This window comes from Streptomyces liangshanensis (assembly GCF_011694815.1).
Lineage (GTDB): Bacteria > Actinomycetota > Actinomycetes > Streptomycetales > Streptomycetaceae > Streptomyces > Streptomyces liangshanensis.
Genome location: NZ_CP050177.1, coordinates 7,590,014 through 7,606,456, shown reverse-complemented (window position 1 = coordinate 7,606,456; position 16,443 = coordinate 7,590,014). Strand labels below are relative to the sequence as shown.

14 protein-coding genes and 1 pseudogene are annotated in these 16,443 nt (G+C 72.0%); 8 read left to right on the top strand and 7 right to left on the bottom strand.

The genetic code is table 11. From position 1 onward, the window contains the following. Positions 1-165: 165 nt before the first annotated feature. Genes HA039_RS33000 through HA039_RS32990 form a run of 3 tightly spaced genes read right to left on the bottom strand, consistent with a single transcriptional unit; the run spans position 166 to position 3,820 of the window. Complete coding sequence (locus HA039_RS33000) at positions 166-648, bottom strand: GNAT family N-acetyltransferase (RefSeq protein WP_243869936.1); 483 nt, start codon at positions 646-648, stop codon at positions 166-168. A 23-nt stretch (positions 649-671) separates the two neighbouring features. Further along, the gene (locus HA039_RS32995; protein WP_167035648.1) at positions 672-2,165 is read right to left on the bottom strand and encodes an ATP-binding protein; all 1,494 of its coding nucleotides are present in this window, start codon (positions 2,163-2,165) and stop codon (positions 672-674) included. Beyond that, complete coding sequence (locus HA039_RS32990; protein ID WP_167035647.1) at positions 2,162-3,820, bottom strand: NAD(P)/FAD-dependent oxidoreductase; 1,659 nt, start codon at positions 3,818-3,820, stop codon at positions 2,162-2,164. The genes HA039_RS32995 and HA039_RS32990 overlap by 4 nt, the downstream gene beginning before the upstream one ends. 269 nt (positions 3,821-4,089) lie before the next feature. On the opposite strand from HA039_RS32990, the gene HA039_RS32985 reads away from it, so the two are divergent. The 4 genes from HA039_RS32985 (at position 4,090) to HA039_RS32970 (ending at position 9,591) form a co-directional block, all read left to right on the top strand. Then, on the top strand, positions 4,090-5,286 hold the full coding sequence (locus tag HA039_RS32985; protein ID WP_243869934.1) for an acyltransferase family protein: 1,197 nt from the start codon (positions 4,090-4,092) through the stop codon (positions 5,284-5,286). Positions 5,287-5,338: 52 nt separating this feature from the next. Next, a complete protein-coding gene (locus HA039_RS32980; RefSeq protein ID WP_243869932.1) occupies positions 5,339-6,643 on the top strand; it encodes a sialidase family protein in 1,305 nt (434 codons plus the stop codon). Between the two features lie 142 nt (positions 6,644-6,785). Beyond that, positions 6,786-7,553 (top strand): LamG domain-containing protein, encoded by a 768-nt coding sequence (locus HA039_RS32975; protein WP_167035645.1) that lies wholly within the window; start codon positions 6,786-6,788, stop codon positions 7,551-7,553. A gap of 85 nt (positions 7,554-7,638) precedes the next feature. Further along, positions 7,639-9,591: a glycoside hydrolase family 15 protein gene (locus tag HA039_RS32970; RefSeq protein ID WP_167035643.1), complete on the top strand. Its 1,953-nt coding sequence runs from the start codon at positions 7,639-7,641 to the stop codon at positions 9,589-9,591. Here HA039_RS32970 and HA039_RS32965 read toward each other — a convergent pair. After that, entirely contained in the window at positions 9,566-10,117 is a 552-nt protein-coding gene (locus HA039_RS32965) for a hypothetical protein (RefSeq protein WP_167035641.1), read from the bottom strand. The two genes, HA039_RS32970 and HA039_RS32965, sit on opposite strands and share 26 nt — an antisense overlap. 140 nt (positions 10,118-10,257) lie before the next feature. Between HA039_RS32965 and HA039_RS32960 the strand changes: the two are divergent. Further along, positions 10,258-10,548 (top strand): annotated as a pseudogene (locus HA039_RS32960) (tetratricopeptide repeat protein); the annotation flags it as partial. Positions 10,549-10,744: 196 nt separating this feature from the next. Continuing rightward, positions 10,745-11,482 carry a VOC family protein gene (locus HA039_RS32955; protein WP_167035639.1) on the top strand — a complete coding sequence of 246 codons (738 nt, stop codon included), beginning with the start codon at positions 10,745-10,747 and terminating at the stop codon, positions 11,480-11,482. Between the two features lie 38 nt (positions 11,483-11,520). Here HA039_RS32955 and HA039_RS32950 read toward each other — a convergent pair whose 3' ends face one another. After that, positions 11,521-12,621 carry a DUF475 domain-containing protein gene (locus HA039_RS32950; RefSeq protein ID WP_167035637.1) on the bottom strand — a complete coding sequence of 367 codons (1,101 nt, stop codon included), beginning with the start codon at positions 12,619-12,621 and terminating at the stop codon, positions 11,521-11,523. A gap of 106 nt (positions 12,622-12,727) precedes the next feature. Further along, on the bottom strand, positions 12,728-13,558 hold the full coding sequence (locus HA039_RS32945) for an aldo/keto reductase (RefSeq protein ID WP_167035635.1): 831 nt from the start codon (positions 13,556-13,558) through the stop codon (positions 12,728-12,730). A gap of 179 nt (positions 13,559-13,737) precedes the next feature. On the opposite strand from HA039_RS32945, the gene sthA reads away from it, so the two are divergent. Together sthA and HA039_RS32935 are read left to right on the top strand one after the other, a co-directional pair. Beyond that, on the top strand, positions 13,738-15,141 hold the full coding sequence (gene sthA, locus HA039_RS32940) for a Si-specific NAD(P)(+) transhydrogenase (protein ID WP_167035633.1): 1,404 nt from the start codon (positions 13,738-13,740) through the stop codon (positions 15,139-15,141). A gap of 56 nt (positions 15,142-15,197) precedes the next feature. Beyond that, positions 15,198-15,671: a MarR family winged helix-turn-helix transcriptional regulator gene (locus tag HA039_RS32935; RefSeq protein WP_167035631.1), complete on the top strand. Its 474-nt coding sequence runs from the start codon at positions 15,198-15,200 to the stop codon at positions 15,669-15,671. Here the strand turns inward: HA039_RS32935 and HA039_RS32930 are convergent. Further along, on the bottom strand, positions 15,663-16,199 hold the full coding sequence (locus HA039_RS32930) for a GNAT family N-acetyltransferase (protein ID WP_167035629.1): 537 nt from the start codon (positions 16,197-16,199) through the stop codon (positions 15,663-15,665). The genes HA039_RS32935 and HA039_RS32930 overlap by 9 nt on opposite strands. Positions 16,200-16,443: the final 244 nt, after the last annotated feature.

Genomic DNA, 16,443 nt, shown 5'->3' with positions numbered 1-16,443 from the left:
CCGCCCAGGACAGGGCGGCACGGCTCGCTCGTGATTTAAGAAGTGAACCCATCCCATGTCAAGGCCTTGGTATGGACCAATACTTCCGAACGCAGTCCGGGCGAACTCGGCCGCAGGTCCGGGGAGTTGCGCCACGCCGCGTTCAGGAGTCTGTCCGCGGGTCCGTCACGCGACCGGAAGGATCATCTCGGGGCGGTCCCACATCACGGCCGGCGGCCGCGCGTACTCGGTGCCGGTCCGCCGGGCGCCCACGCTGAGGTAGAAGCCCTCGGACGGCGGGTGCGACACGATCCGTACCGCGCTCAGACCCGCCCCGCGCGCCCGGTCCGTCAGGTGCGCGACCAGCAGGCGGCCGACGCCGCGCCCCTGGGCATCGTCGGCGACGAACATCAGGTCCAGTTCGGCGGCGGTGAGCAGCAGGGCGTAGAACCCGAGCACCCGCCCCGGCGTCCCCGGCTTCCCCGCCTCCCCTGCCTCCTCCGCCACGAAGACCTCGTGCGCCTCGATGTAGTCGGGGCCGATCCGGTACCCGGCGATCATCGGCGCGTACGGACCCTCGTACGCCCCCGAGGAGCGCACGATCCGGGTGAGCCGCCGGGCGTCCCGCACGGTCGCCCGCCTGACCCGCACGGCGTCGCCGCCCCGCACGGGGCCCGCCCTCCCGGTCCGCGTCACCGGGACGCCGAGGTGTCCCAGTCGGGGTCGGCGGTCATCGGCAGGCAGATCTGGAACCGGGTGTCCCCCGGCCGCGAGTCCACCCGGATGTCGCCGTGGTGCTTGTTGACCACGATGCGGTACGAGATGTCCAGCCCGAGGCCCGTTCCCTCACCCACCGCCTTGGTGGAGAAGAACGGCTCGAAGATCCGCGGCCGCACCTCGTCGGGGATCCCGGACCCCGTGTCGCCGATCTCCACGATCAGCCGGTCGACCTCGCCCCACGTGCGCAGGGTGAGGGTGCCGCGCCCGCCCATCGCGTACACGGCGTTGTCGATGAGGTTGGTCCACACCTGGTTCAGCTCGGCGCCGAAGGCGGGCACGGGCGGCAGGTCGCGGTCGTACTCCTTGACCACCCGTACCTCGCTCGGGATCTTCGCGCGCAGCATGGTCAGCGTGGCGTCGAGCAGGGTGTGCACGTCGACGGGCTGCTGGGGCGCCCGGTCCAGCTGGGAGTACTGCTTCGCCGCCCCGACCAGGTCGGAGACGCGGGTCACCGCGTCGTCGATCTCGCCCATCAGCAGCTCGGCGTCGATGGTGTACGCGAGCCAGCGCACCGCCGACTCCAGGTGCTCGGCGCCGACCGCGTCGGCGACCGTGGCCAGCCAGGGCACCCCGATGCCGCCGGCGACCAGCGCGGGCGCCAGGTCCCACGCGCTGCTGACGCCCTGTTCGTCGAGCCAGTCGCCGAGGGCGTCCTCCGCGTCGGCCGCGGCGAGCGCGGACAGCGGGGTCGCGGCGGCGGCCTGCTTGACGGCGGCGTCCTGGAGCTCGACCAGGCCGCGCAGCCGCGTACCGTCCAGCCGCCCGTCGGCGATCATGGCCAGCTTGTGGCGCATCCCCGCCACGCGCTCGCGCAGCGCCTCGGTGGCCCGCACGGCCGCCGCGGCCGGGTTGTTGAGCTCATGGGTGAGGCCGGCGGACAGCGACCCGAGGGCGACCAGCCGCTCCCGCTCCCCCACGATCATGTTGGCCGCGCGGGAGCCGAAGAACAGGCCCTCCAGCAGGTGGAGCGCCATCGGGAACCAGGTCCGGATCGCGGTGGTGAAGTCGTCCGCCGACAGGACGAACAGCTCCACGTCGCTCACGGCCCGCAGGGTGTTGCCGTACACCTGGTCGACGCGGTCGCCGAGGTAGGCCTGCATGGCGCCGCTGTAGACGCCGCGCTGGTCGGTCCTGGTGACCTCGATGTCGTCGCCGTGCAGCCGCCGGTTGAGGGTGATCGCGCCGCTCAGCAGGACGAAGAAGCAGGTGGCGGGCTCGCCTTCGGTGTAGACGGCGGTGCCGCCGTCCCGCCGCTCCACCCGGCCCCGCTCGGAGAGCCAGGCCAGCTGCCGGTCGTCGAGGGCCTCGAAGAGGAAGAGCGTGCGCAGTTCCGCCGGGCTCAGCCGCTCGGCGGGGCCACCGCCCGGTTCGTCGGGGGAATGCTCGGAAGAAGTCGAAGAGGTCACTGTGCCTCCATGTAGCGGTGGACCAGCGAGATGGCCATCGCGCCGTCACCCACGGCGGACGCGACGCGCTTGAGGGACGCCGCGCGGACGTCACCGGCGGCGAAGACCCCTGGAATGCTGCATTCCAGGTGGTACGGGTCCCGGGGCAGCGTCCAGTCGGCGGGGCGCTGCCCGCCCGCGATCAGGTCGGGTCCCGTGACCACGAAGCCCAGCTCGTCGCGGACGACGACGCCGTCGAGCCACTCGGTGCGCGGCTCGGCGCCGATGAAGACGAAGAGCCAGGACGTGCTGACGGTGTCGGTCGCGCCCGACCGGGTGTCGCGGAGCGTCAGCTGCTGGAGGTGGCCGTCGCCCTTGCCGTCGACGACCTCCGTCCACGGGTGCAGGACGATGTTGTCGATGGCCTCGATCTGGTCGATGAGGTAGCTGGACATCGAGCGTCTCAGGTCGCCGCCTCGTACCAGCATGTGGACCCGGTCCGCGTAGCGCGAGAAGTGGACGGCCGCCTGGCCCGCGGAATTGGCGCCGCCGACCATGTAGACCTCCTCGCCCTGGCAGGTGGGCGCCTCGGTGACGGCGGCCCCGTAGAAGACGCCCGCGCCGGCGAACTCCTCCAGGCCGGGCGCGTCGAGCCTGCGGTACGAGACGCCGGTCGCCAGGACGACCGTGTGCGCGGTGATGGAGGCGCCCTCGCCGAAGTGCAGCACCCGGCCGGACCCGGCGGCCTCCATGCCGGTCACCTCGCGGGTGCTGAGGATCTCGGCGCCGAACTTGAGCGCCTGGCGGCGGGCCCGGTCGGTGAGCTGCGACCCCGACACCCCGTCGGGGAAGCCGAGGTAGTTCTCGATGCGGCTGCTCTGGCCGGCCTGGCCGCCGGTCGCGGCGCGCTCGACCAGGACCGTACGCAGCCCCTCGGAGGCGCCGTAGACGGCGGCTCCCAGTCCGGCCGGGCCGCCGCCCACGACGACCAGGTCGTAGAAGTCGGACGTGGGCATCGTGCTCAGGCCCACGTGCGCGGCCAGCTCCCCGTCGGCGGGCGCCACCAGCGAGGTGCCGTCGGACGTGACGACCAGCGGCACGTCGGCGGCGGTGGCCCCGGCGGCGGTCAGGAGCCGCGCGCCCTCGGGCTCGTCCGCCTGGAGCCAGCGGTACGGGACCAGGTTCCGGGCGAGGAAGTCGCGGACCGCGAACGAGGGGGCCGACCAGCGGTGTCCCACCACGCGGATCTCGGTGGCCGTCGGGTCGGGGGTGGCGAGCCAGGCGTCGAGCAGCGTGTCGATCACCGGGTAGAGGTGCTCCTCCGGCGGATTCCACGGCTTGAGGAGGTAGTGGTCGAGATCGACCACGTTGATCGCGTCGATGGCGGCGCCGGTGTCCGCGTACGCCGTCAGGAGCACCCGGCGGGCCCGCGGGAAGAGGTCCATCGCCGCTTCGAGGAACTCCAGGCCGTTCATCTGCGGCATGCGGTAGTCGGCGAGCATGATCGCGAGCTGTTCGCCGCGCAGCTTCATCTCGCGCAGCGCTTCCAGGGCGTCCGCTCCCGAGATGGCGCGCACCACGCGGTACCGGTCGCCGTACCGGCGCCGGATGTCGCGGGCCACCGCCCGGGAGACCGCCGGATCGTCGTCCACGGTCAAGATCGTCGGATTCACCATGACACCGCACCACCCCTGGTCTGCTCGGCCGGCCGCTCCCGCGCGAAGCACCGCCCGGTCGTGGCCGACGGCGTGATCGACTCCCCACATTACGCCGTCGGGCCCCCTCGGCGCCGTTTGTGAGTCTTCCGTGAAGCCGCCTGAGATCTCCATGAGGATCGCGTGCGCGGGCGGTTTGTGGGCAGCGGCTGGGAGTGGACAGCACTCGAACAGCCCCCGCGACCAGGACAGGAACGGACAGATCGGGCGCCGGCGGCACCCTGGGAGTGGTGCCGGTACGGGTCGGGCGCCGGGCCGGACACGGCTTCCCCTCCGCGCTGACGGGCGGGCGGATCGACGGGGTGGACGGCCTGCGGGCGCTCGCCGTCGCGGTGGTCATGGTCTACCACCTGGACGCCGACCTGCTGCCCGGCGGCGCCTTCGGCGTGGACGTCTTCTTCACCATCAGCGGGTTTGTCATCACCCGGCTGATGCTGGCCGAGTTCGCCCGGAGCGGGACCGTGGCCATGGGCCCGTTCTACCGGCGCCGCTGGCTGCGGCTGGTGCCCGCCCTGCTGGCGCTGTGCGCGGTGTGCGCGGTGCTGGCCCTCACCACCCGGCTGCCCGGCTTCGACGACGCCTGGGCCTCGATCGGGCTGTCCGCCACGTTCCTGGTCAACATCGTGCGGGCGGGACAGCCCGGCGCGTACTCGGGCGACACCTCGCTCCTCGCGCACACCTGGTCGCTGGGGGTGGAGGAGCAGTTCTACCTGCTGTGGCCGCCGGTCCTGGTGGCGCTCCTGCGGTGGGTCAGGCCGAGGACGGTGCTGATCGCGGCGGCCGTCCTGTGCCTGCTGCCGGTGTTCTGGCGGTGGTACCTGTGGGACCCGACCGCGGCCCACCGGATCTACAACGGCACCGACACCCGGGCGGACCAGCTGCTCGGCGGGGCGCTCCTGGCGATCGTGGTGGCCCGGCTGCACGCCGAGGACCGGCGGCTGGCGGCGCTGCGGCGCTGGTCGGGGCGGCTGGCCTGGCCCGCGCTGGCGGTGCTGGCGCTTCTCGTCCGGTACCTCCCGAGCACCCACCCCGGCGCGTGGACCGTCCCGCTCTACACGGTCGGGTTCCTGGTCACCGCCGTCCTGACGGCCACGGTCCTGGCGGCGCTCGACCTGTCGCCGCGCGCCCCGCTGGCCCGGATCCTGTCCGTCGCGCCGCTCGTCTGGGTCGGGCGCAACCTGAGCTACGCCCTCTATCTCTGGCACTACCCCCTCGGGCGGCTGCTGGCGGAGCTGGGCGTCGACACCTGGCACACCCCCGTCACGCTCGCCGCCTCCTTCGCGGCGGCCACGGCGTCGTACTACCTGATCGAACGACCACTGACGCGCCGCAAGCGCCCGAAGCCGGCCACGCCCCAGGACACCGCGACCCCGGCGGGCGCGCCCCTCACCGCCGCTCCGGCCGTGCGTGGCGGTACGGCCGACTGACCCGTCGACCGTCTACTTTCATCTCGTCATACCTCATATATCCGGACAGAACATGTCCGTTCAGGACGAGGACGAGGACGAGGACACGATGAGAGTACGAGCCTCCGGGGCCCGGGCCGGCCGCCGGTTCCTGGTGCTGCTGCTGTCCCTGGCCGCGGGACCGGCGGTCGCCGAGCTGCCGTCCGCGGCCGCGGCGCCCGCCGCGTGCGCGGCCTCTGTGCCGTACCGCTCCGGGCAGTCGGGTTACTTCACCTTCCGCATCCCCGCCGCGCTCCAGCTGCCCGGCGGCGCGCTGCTCGCCTTCGCCGAGGGGCGGCGCCGCTCGTCCGCCGACGACGGTGACATCGACCTGGTCCTGCGGCGCTCCTTCGACGGCGGATGCACCTGGGGGCCGCTCCAGGTGGTGGCCGACGCGGGCTCCGACACGGCGGGCAACCCCGTGCCGGTGATCGACCCGGCGAGCGGCGACGTCGTGCTGCTCAGCTGCCGGACGATCAGCGGGGCGAGCCGCCGCCAGGTGACGACGGGCGCCGCGCCCGCGTCGACCCGGCGCGTGTACGTCCAGCGCAGCGCCGACGGGGGCGCGACGTGGACGCCGCAGCGTGACCTCACCGACGCGGTCAAGCCGGCGCACTGGCGGTGGTACGCGGTCGGCCCCGGGCACGCGGTGGCGCTGCGCCGGGGCCCGCACCGGGGGCGGCTGCTGATCCCGGCGAACCACACCTCGGGCCGTACGGGACGCAGCGGCGCGCATTCCCTCTACAGCGACGACGGCGGGGTGACCTGGCACGTCGGCTATGTGGCCGGCTCGGCCGGCGGGCCCGTCCAGCTCAACGAGAGCACCCTCGCCGAACTGCCCAACGGCCTGGTGTACGTCAACTCCCGCGACCACAGCGGCAGGACCGACGAGGCCCGCGCCGACGCCTACAGCTCCGACGGCGGCCGCACGCTCTCCGTACCGTTCCGGCCGCAGCCCCTGATCACCGGGCCGGTCGTCCAGGGCAGCGTGCTGCTCGTGTCCGGACTGCCGGGCAGGGGGCCGCTGTTGTACTCGGGACCGGCGGATCCGCGGGCCCGGGTGCGGATGCAGGTGCGGGCGAGCGGTGACGGCGGGCGGTCGTGGCGGCCCGTGTGGACGCTGTCGGAGGACCGCGCCGGCTACTCGGACCTGGTGGGGACCGGCCCGGGGGCGGTGGGGCTGCTGTACGAGACCGGGCCCCGGACGTTCCACGACACGATCCGCTTCGCCCGGCTGCCGGCCCGCGTCCTGTCCGCCTTCCCCGCTCCCCTTCCCGCACCCTCTGCCGCGAACTCTGCCGCGACCTTTCGCAGGCCCTCGATCGACCCGCCCTCTTGATCTGTCGCGCTCGGCGACCGTACCGTTACCTTGAGTGACGACACATCACCACTCGTACGGCCCCCGTGCGCCCGACGCTCCCGGGCCGTGCCCCGTCGGTACCGGTGAAAGGGATGCAATGGCCCAGCGAGGATCCCCGTTCATGGAATGGCTCGCCGAGAAACTCGGCCGCGTGCCGGGACCGAGGCGCAGGCCGCCCGGCCCGGTGTCGCAGGGCCCGGCGCTGCCGGGGCCCACCGGGCCGGTGCCCTCGCGGCCCGGCGCGCCGGCGGTGTTCACCGCCGACTTCTCGTCGCTCGACCAGTGGGTGGCGGGCCGCTCGTGGGCCTATCCGCGCGGCGGGCCGACCAATCCCCGGGACAACAAGCTCGACCACCTCTCGCCCGACGCGGAGTTCAGCCGCGACGGGGTCTTCCGGGCGTCCCGCAGGAGCGACGGGTACTGGGACACGGGGCTGCTCACCACGGAGGGCAGCGAGGACGGGTTCATGGTCCGGACGGGCGACGTCCTGGAGGCGCGGGTACGGCTGCCGGCCGAGATGGGCGCCTGGCCCGCGATCTGGACGTGGCGGGACGGCGGCAACGAGATCGACGTCTTCGAGTACCACCCCGACAACCCGGACCTGCTGGAGCTGACCAACCATGTCCGGGGCTCGCAGCGGTACTTCACGGACCCGGCGATCGCGCCGGGCGCGTGGGTCGACCTGCGGGTCGAGTTCAACACGCGCTCGGTCGTCTGGTGGGTCAACGGGAGGCGGGTCTTCGCCGACAACAGGGGCGTCGGGTGGTTCTGGCGTGCCTACCTGATCGTGAACCTGTCCGTGTGCGCCGGCGCCTACCACCCGGCCCCCGACCCGTCCGTGAACACCATGTCGTACGAGGTCGCGTACCTGCGCGTCCTCCGCCCCTGACCCACCCGGGCCCCCGGCTCGCCGGGGGCGCCCGCCGGCCGCCGCCGACATGCGGGAGCACGGCCGGTGGGCAAGACTCGACGGGATGAACCGCGACGATCAGGACACCGGGGCGCAGCGGCCGCGGAGCGCTGCCGGGCAGCGCTCCGCGGAGCGTCCCCACGGCCGGACGGAGCCTCCCCGCGGCCGGGGCGAGGACTACCTGCCGATCGCCGAGCACGGTCTGATCGGTGACCTGCGGACCGCCGCGCTGGTGGGTACGGACGGCCGGGTCGACTGGTTCTGCGCGCCCCGCTTCGACTCCCCCAGCGTGTTCGCGTCGCTGCTCGACGTCCGGCGCGGCGGGTTCTGGGAGATCGCGCCGGTGTACGAGGTGGTGGACCGGCACCAGTTCTACTTCCCGGACACCAACATCCTCATCACCCGTATGTTCACGGTGGACGGGATCGTGGAGATCCAGGACTTCATGCCGATCCTGCGGGAGAACGACGCGGAGCACCAACAGCGCCTCGTGCGGCGGGTGGTGAACATCCGGGGGCGGATGGCGATGTCGACGCGGATCGCGCCTCGGATGAACTACGCGCGCGACGAGCACCGGTCGGAGCGGATCCCCGAGGGGGTGCGGTTCACCAGCGACGCGCTCGCCGTGTCCGTACGGGCGAGTGTCGGTCTGGAGCTGGACGACGCCGACGCGTACGGCGAGTTCGTCCTCGCGGAGGGCGAGACGGCGCTGTTCGTGCTGGAGACGTCCGCCGGGGCCGCCGGGCCGGACGGGTCCGCCGCGGGCTCCACGGGCACGGTCGGGGCGGCGGCGGCCGAGGAGCTGTTCATGGCGACGGTGGCCTTCTGGCGCCGCTGGCTGAGCCGGTCCACGTACACGGGCCGCTGGCGCGAGATGGTCCACCGCTCGGCGCTGACCCTGAAGCTGCTCACCCACGAACCGTCGGGGGCGGTGATCGCCGCGCCGACGCTGGGGCTTCCCGAGCAGTTGGGCGGGGTGCGGAACTGGGACTACCGGTACGTGTGGATCCGCGACGCCGCGTTCTCGCTGTACGCGCTGCTGCGGCTGGGGTTCACGCAGGAGGCGCAGTCCTTCATGGACTGGCTGACCGAGCGGCTGCGGGACGCGACGGACGGGGAGGCGGGGCCGCTGCGGGTCATGTACTCGATCGACGGCCACCCGCACCTGCCCGAGGAGGTGCTCGGGCACCTGGAGGGGTACCGGGGCTCGTACCCGGTCCGTACCGGCAACGACGCCAGCGGCCAGCGGCAGTTGGACCTCTACGGCGAGCTGATCGACTCCATCTACCTGTTCGACAAGTACGGCGCGGGGATCTCGCACGAGAGCTGGACCGATCTCTGCGCCGTCCTGGACTGGCTGCTGGAGCACTGGAACACCGTCGACGAGTCGATCTGGGAGACCCGGTCGGGCCAGCAGCACCACACGTACTCGCGGCTGATGTGCTGGGTCGCGGTCGAGCGCATGATCAGGATGGCGCGGCGCCGGGGGCTGCCCGGTGACCTGGGCCGGTGGATCTCGGTGCGGGACCGGATCTACCACGAGATCATGGCGCGCGGCTGGAACGACGAGGAACGGACGTTCGTCCAGCGGCTCTCCGCGGAGGACGGGCAGCAGCCGGCCAACATCCTGGACGCCTCGCTGCTGCTGATGCCGATGGTCAAGTTCGTCTCGCCGGTGGACCCGCGCTTCCGCTCCACGGTCGAGGCGATCCGGCGCCGGCTGGTGGTGGACAGCCTGGTGTTCCGGTACGACCCCGAGCAGGCGCCGGACGGTCTCGACGGCACCGAGGGCACGTTCTCGATCTGCTCGTTCTGGTGGGTGGAGGCGCTGGTCAGGACGGGGGACGTGGAGGCGGCGCGGCTGTCGCTGGAGAAGATGTTCACGTACTCCAACCACCTCGGGCTGTACGCGGAGCAGATCGGGCTGACGGGTGAACACCTGGGCAACTATCCGCAGGCGTTCACCCATCTCGCGCTGATCAGCTCGGCGATCAACCTCGACCGGGCGATGGGCTGAGCGCGCCCGCGAGTGCTCCCGACGCGGCGCCCCCGGCCCGCGCCACCGCGCGCCGGGCGGCGTCGGTGTGCCCGACGGCCGTGCCGGCCAGCAGGAGGGCGGCGGCGTCCTCCAGCAGGGCCGCCGGCCAGTCGGGGCGGCCCGCTTCGGCGGCCGTGCGGCGCCAGTACGCGCCGGCCAGGGTGCCGACGGCGGACGCGGCGGCCCCCACGGCGGCGGCGAGGACCGGCGGGGCGCCGTCCGGTTCGCGCGAGGCGAGGGCCACGGCGGCGAACCCGCCGAACGCCATCCGGGACGCGACCCCGGCGGGGGTCAGCCGGCTCGGCGTCCACGGCAGCTTGTCCGCCACCAGCTCGCCGACGGCCCCGGCGGCGGCGCCCCGCTTGCCCCACACCCCCGCGAACAGCGACGCGGGCCGGGCGCTCTCCCCCGGCTCGGTGGTCAGCGCGACGGCCGCCACCCCCAGCTGGCTGCGCAGTCCGGAGACCAGCCCCACCAGCACCAGACGCGTCACGTCATATTTCACACAAACACTTTCCCGGGTCATGCACGCCTGAGTGCCCGGCCCCGCGCCGCCGGAAACGGACCTGACCTGGGCTCACCCCAATGCGGGAGGTGCGAGCATGTCGCCCATGAGCGCGCGGAGCAGGAACGACTTGTTGTCCGGGGCGGTACGACGAGGACCGGCGGGGTGCCCTGCTGGGGCTCGGGTCCACCTACCGGGTGCTGGGCCGGTACGGGCAGGCCGTCGAGACCCTGCGGCTCGGCGTCGCGCGCTATCCGGAGGACGGGGCCCTGCGGGCGTTCCTGGCGATGGCCCTGTACAACACGGGCGCGCACCGCGAGGCGACCGGAACGCTGTTGGAGCTGCTGGCCGCGACGAGCGGCGACCCGTCCGTACAGCGGTACCGGCGGGCCCTCACGCACTACGCGGCGGATCTCGACGCGACGGTGTAGGCGCGATGCCGCGGGGACGTCTCCAAGGGGTCGGCGGGGCTGCGGCGCGTCACATGCGCGAGCGCGTGTACGGCGGCAAGGTGGGGTCATGCGTCGGGGCGGGGTCGGTCCGTCCCCGCCCGGACGAACGGAGCGCACCAGCGTCATGTCGGCGTCACCTCAAGCCGTCACCGGATCCCCCTGCTGGGTGGGTCTGATGGCCCGCGATCTCCCCGCCGCCCAGGAGTTCTACCGCGCCGTCCTCGGCTGGTCCTTCCGTTCGACGTCCCTGGGCGACGAGTTCTCCGTCGGGCTCGTCGACGGGGAGGCCGTCGCCGGGATCGGCGCTCTCGCGTCCACCCTGCGGACCGCCGTCGCCTGGACCCCGTACTTCGTGGTGGACGACGTGAACGCGGCCACGTCCCGGGTCCGGGAGCGGAGCGCCACCGTCGCGGTCGGTCCGCTCGCCATGAAGACCGGACGCGGCGCGCTGGCCGCCGATCCGGACGGGGCGGTCTTCGGCCTCTGGGAGGGCAGGATCATCCCCGGCTGGTCGATCGGGAAGGGGCAGGGCCCCGCGCGGCTGGAGCTGCGTACCCGGGACGCCTTCGCCGCCGCGATCTTCTACGGGCAGGTCCTCCAGTGGGCCGCGGAGGGGGCGCCGGGCGGGACACCGGGCCTCGACGTGCACTACGAGGAGGACCGGGTGAACGTGCGGGACGACGGGCGTACGGTCTGCTCGCTGCGCGGCGGGGCGGTGGGCAGCGCTCCCGATCCGCGGATCCGGCCGCGCTGGCAGGTCTCGTTCAGGGTGCCGGACGTGGACGCGGCCGAGGCCGCCGCCGTCGCGGCGGGCGGCGAGGTCGTCGCTCCCGCGTCGTCCCCGCCGACCGGCCGGGAGGCGACGCTGCGCGACCCGGACGGCGGGATGTTCACCGTGGTGAGCGGCCACTAGCCGGGGTCCGGGCGGCCCCGCGGCCGCCCGGGGCGGGGTCAGGCGTCGGACGGGGAGTCGGCCAGGCGGCGGTTGCGGCGGACCGAGGACCAGAACGACCAGCCGATCAGTACGACGCCGACGAGGCCGGTGATCAGTTCGCTGATCTGGTACTGGATGGTGACGATCAGGATGACGGCGAGCGCCCCGATCGCGTAGTGCGCGCCGTGCTCCAGGTACACGTAGTCGTCCAGGGTGCCCTTGCGCACGAGGTAGACCGTCAGCGACCTGACGTACATCGCGCCGATGCCGAGGCCCAGCGCCATCAGGACGATGTCGTTGGTGATGGCGAAGGCGCCGATGACCCCGTCGAAGGAGAACGACGCGTCGATGACCTCCAGGTAGAGGAACATGAAGAACGCGGCCTTGCCGGTGACGGCCACCGCCGAGGGGCCCCGGTCGGCCGCCTCGGCCTTCTCCGTCTCGCGTTCCTCCTCTTCCTCCAGTCTGCCTTCGAAGAAGCTGGAGAGCCCGGCCACGATCAGGTACGTGATGAGGCCGGCGACCCCGGCGGTCAGAACCGTGGACGTCTTGTCGGCATGGTGCCCGCCGTGCTGGTGGGCGCTGGTGGCGACCGTCATGGACGCGACGAGCAGGGCGACGAGCGCGATGCAGACGGCGAGCATGTCGACCTGGCCGAGCTTGGCCAGCGGCCGCTCCAGCCAGGCCTGCCACTTGATCTCGCGGTCCTCGAAGATGAAGTTGAGGAAGATCATCAGCAGGAACATGCCGCCGAAGGCCGCGATCGACGGGTGGGCGTCGGTGACCAGTTGCTGGTAGCGGTCCTTGTCGTCCAGGGCGAGCCGTACGGACTCGATCGGACCGATCTTGGCCGTGATGGACACGATCAGGACGGGAAAGATCAGCCGCATGCCGAAGACGGCGATCAGCACACCGATGGTGAGGAAGATCCGCTGCCAGAAGGCGCTCATCTTCTTCAGGATCCCGGCGTTGATCACCGCGTTGTCGAAGGACAGCGAGATCTCCAGCACCGCCAGGATCGCGACGATCCCCAGCGCCTTCGCGCCGTCGTAGAGGACCCCCAGCCCCAGGCCGAGCGCGGTGACCACGAAGGCCCACCGGAAGGTCTTCAGAATCACTGGCTACCCCATCATCCCTGTCATCGGTGTACGTAGGCGCGGATCTCCGGCCCAGTGAATCATCATGCGCCGTACACCGTCCTGGCGGGGCGGCCGACGGACCGGGTCAGCGGTCGGGATAGCGGTCGGGGTCGAAGCCCGTGCGCTCGTCGCGGTTGAGGGCCGAGATCTCGGCCATGTCTCCCTCGGTGAGGGTGAAGTCGAAGAGCCGGAAGTTCTCCTCCACCCGGGCCCGGGTGACCGACTTCGGGAAGACGATGTCGCCGCGCTGGATGTGCCAGCGCAGGGTCACCTGGGCCGGGGTGCGGCCGAGTCGCTGGGCGATGGCCGTGACGGTGGGGTCGTCGAGCACCTTGCCCTTGGCGATCGGGGACCAGGCCTCGGTGGCGATGTCGTGCTCGGCGTTGAAGGCGCGCACGTCGTCCTGGGTGAGGTACGGGTGGACCTCGATCTGGTTGACGGCCGGCACGATCACGCTGTTCTGGAGCAGCCGGCGCAGGTGGTGCGGCTGGAAGTTGGAGACGCCGACCGCCCGGACCCGCCCGCCGCGGTACATCTCCTCCAGGGCGTGCCAGGTCTCCACGAAGTCGCCGACGGACGGCATCGGCCAGTGGATGAGGAAGAGGTCGAGGTGGCCGATGCCCAGGACCTCCAGGGTCCGGTCGAAGGCCCGCAGGGCGTCCTCGGGGGCGTGGGCCCGGTCGTTGAGCTTGCTGGTGACGAAAATCTCGCTCCGATCGATGCCGGATGCGCGGACCGCCTCGCCGACCTCCTTCTCGTTCCCGTAGGCCTCGGCGGTGTCGATGTGCCGGTAGCCGGTCTCCAGGGCGAGGAGGGTCGCCTCGCGTGTCCGCTCCGGCGGGATCCGGAAGACGCCGAATCCGAGCTGCGGGATCGTGACGCCGTTGTTAAGGGTACGGGTGGGGACTGCGGGCACGGGGGTTCCTCGATCCGTCTCGGCCACCGGCGGGGAGATGTCCGCACAGAAGGTGGCTGAATGGTGTGGGGCAGGACAAAACGTACCCATGTCGCGGGGCCTCGGCCGTGATTGATGGGGCCGTCCCGCGCAGCGGACCCGCCCTTCCGGGAAGCGCGGACGGCTGACAGACTCCTCCCGTGCCCGACTTCGACATGCTTGTCATCGGATCAGGACCGGGCGGCCAGAAGGCCGCCATCGCCGCGGCCAAGCTCGGTCGCCGGGTGGCGATCGTCGACCGCCCCGACATGGTCGGGGGCGTCTCCATCCATACGGGGACGGTCCCGTCCAAGACCCTGCGCGAGGCGGTGCTCTACCTCACCGGGCTCAGCCAGCGTGACCTGTACGGCCAGAGCTACCGGCTCAAGGAAGAGATCACCGTCGCGGACCTGACGGCCCGTACGCAGCACGTGGTCAGCCGTGAGGTCGACGTCGTGCGCAACCAGCTGGCCAGGAACCAGATCACGCTGCTCTCGGGCACCGGGCGGTTCGTGGACGACCACACCGTGGCCGTACGGGACGGCGCGGGCCAGGACCGGCTGCTGACCGCCGACCACATCGTCATCGCGACGGGCACGCGCCCGGCACGCCCCTCGACCGTGGAGTTCGACGACCGTACGGTCATGGACTCGGACAGCGTCCTCAACATGGCCGACGTGCCGCGGTCCATGGTGATCGTGGGCGCCGGGGTCATCGGCATGGAGTACGCGTCCATGTTCGCGGCCCTCGGCAGCAAGATCACCGTGGTGGAACAGCGCGACGGCATGCTGGACTTCTGCGACGTCGAGGTCGTGGAGGCGCTCAAGTACCGCCTGCGGGACCTGGCCGTGACGTTCCGGTTCGGCGAGACGGTCGCGGCGGTGGAGCGGCACGAGCACGGCACGCTGACCGTCCTGGAGAGCGGCAAGAAGATAGCCGCCGACGCGGTGATGTACTCGGCGGGGCGCCAGGGGCTGACGGACGAACTCGACCTGGACAAGGCGGGGCTCAGCGCCGACAAGCGCGGGCGCATCAGTGTGGACGAGCACTACCGCACGACCGTGCCGCACATCTACGCCGTCGGGGACGTCATAGGCTTCCCCGCGCTGGCCGCGACCTCCATGGAGCAGGGCCGCGCCGCCGCGTACCACGCGTGCGACGAGCCGGTGAACGCGATGCACCACCTCCAGCCGATCGGGATCTACACGATTCCGGAGATCAGCTTCATCGGGAAGACCGAGGACCAGCTGACCGACGAGAAGGTGCCGTTCGAGGTCGGCGTCTCGCGCTACCGCGAGCTGGCCAGGGGCCAGATCATCGGCGACACGCACGGCATGCTGAAACTGCTGGTCTCACCGGGGGACCGGCGGCTGCTGGGAGTGCACTGCTTCGGCTCCGGGGCGACCGAGCTGATCCACATCGGCCAGGCCGTGATGGGGTGCGGCGGGACGGTCGACTACCTGGTGGACGCGGTGTTCAACTATCCGACGCTCGCCGAGTCGTACAAGGTCGCGGCGCTCGACGTGACGAACAAGATCCGGCAGATCGACCGCATGGAGCGCTGACGGGACCGCCGCCCGTTCTTCAGGCTACCTGTGCAGTCTGCGGTACGATGCGACCCATGACCGGTCGGAGGAACGAGGCGGCGCGGGCGGCGGTGGACCTGTCGCTCGCCCTGGGCAGGCTGCGGGGACGGTTGCGCGCGGAGGGCGGTCCCGGCTCGTCGGTGTGGACCAGGAGCCAGCTCGCCGCCCTGCACCGGGTGGCCGGCGGGCCGCCCGCCACGACCAGCGACCTGGCGGCGGCGGAGTACATGCGCCCCCAGTCGATGGCGCAGACGCTGGCCGCGCTGGAGAAGGGCGGGCTCATCACCCGCCACCCCGACCCCGACGACGGCCGCCGGTTCCTGGTGGTGGCCACGGACGAGGGGCGGGACGTGCTGCGCGCCGCCATGGAGGGGCGCGAGGCGTGGCTGGCGTACGCCATCGAGACGACGCTGAGCCCCGCGGAGCTGGCGGCCCTGCCGGGGCTGATCGAGGTGCTCGACCGGCTGGCCGCGTCCCCGCCCGGCGTACCGTCGCACCGCTCAGGCTGAGGGCGGCCGGCGGTCCGCGAGGAGGCCGAAGAGCAGGTCGTCGGTCCACTCGCCCTTGAACCAGCTGAACGCGGGACGCAGGCCCTCGCGCTGGAAGCCGACCCGTTCCAGCAGGTGGGCGGAGCGGGTGTTGCGGAGGTCGCACTCCGCCGACACCCTGCGCAGGCCGCGCGCGAACAGGTCGTCGAGCACGGCCCGTACGGCCTCCGTGGCGTAGCCGTGGCCCTGCCGGTCGGCGGCGAGCGTGAAGCCCAGGTCGGCCTGCATCAGGTTCTCGTGCAGGTTCACCCCGACGTCGCCGATCAGGCAGCCGTCGGCCTTGAGCTCGATCGCGTACTGGAACCAGCCGGGCAGGGCGGGGTCGTCGGCGGCGAACTTCTTGACGAGCGCCGCGGCCTCCTCGACGGGCACCGGCGCGGTCCAGCCCTGGTAGCGGGCGACGTCCGGGTCGGACCGGTAGGCCGAGAAGGCGGGCACGTCGTCGGCCCGGAAGTGGCGCAGGCGGAGCCGGGGGGTTTCGAGCAGCACGGCCCAACCTTCTCACGAACCCTCGCGGGGCGCCGCCGCATTACGCCTGATTTGTTGACCGGCGGTCGACCGGCGACAAATATGGCGCAACACCGGACAGCCATCGCAAACAAACACCAAACACCACCTAGATGCCCACTTCGGCAAGAACGTTGACAGTGTCCAGTTCGGCTTGAGAGAGTGAAGTTGATCGACATTGATGTCAAATTGCTTAATTGATTGCTCCCGGTGCGGAGCGCGAGCG

Excerpts from the sequence above, each read along its gene's own strand:
- HA039_RS32990 (WP_167035647.1), bottom strand. The coding sequence starts at position 3,820 with ATGGTGAATCCGACGATCTTGACCGTGGACGACGATCCGGCGGTCTCC.
- HA039_RS32980 (WP_243869932.1), top strand. The coding sequence starts at position 5,339 with ATGTCCGTTCAGGACGAGGACGAGGACGAGGACACGATGAGAGTACGA.
- HA039_RS32975 (WP_167035645.1), top strand. The coding sequence starts at position 6,786 with ATGGAATGGCTCGCCGAGAAACTCGGCCGCGTGCCGGGACCGAGGCGC.
- HA039_RS32970 (WP_167035643.1), top strand. The coding sequence starts at position 7,639 with ATGAACCGCGACGATCAGGACACCGGGGCGCAGCGGCCGCGGAGCGCT.
- HA039_RS32955 (WP_167035639.1), top strand. The coding sequence starts at position 10,745 with ATGGCCCGCGATCTCCCCGCCGCCCAGGAGTTCTACCGCGCCGTCCTC.
- HA039_RS32935 (WP_167035631.1), top strand. The coding sequence starts at position 15,198 with ATGACCGGTCGGAGGAACGAGGCGGCGCGGGCGGCGGTGGACCTGTCG.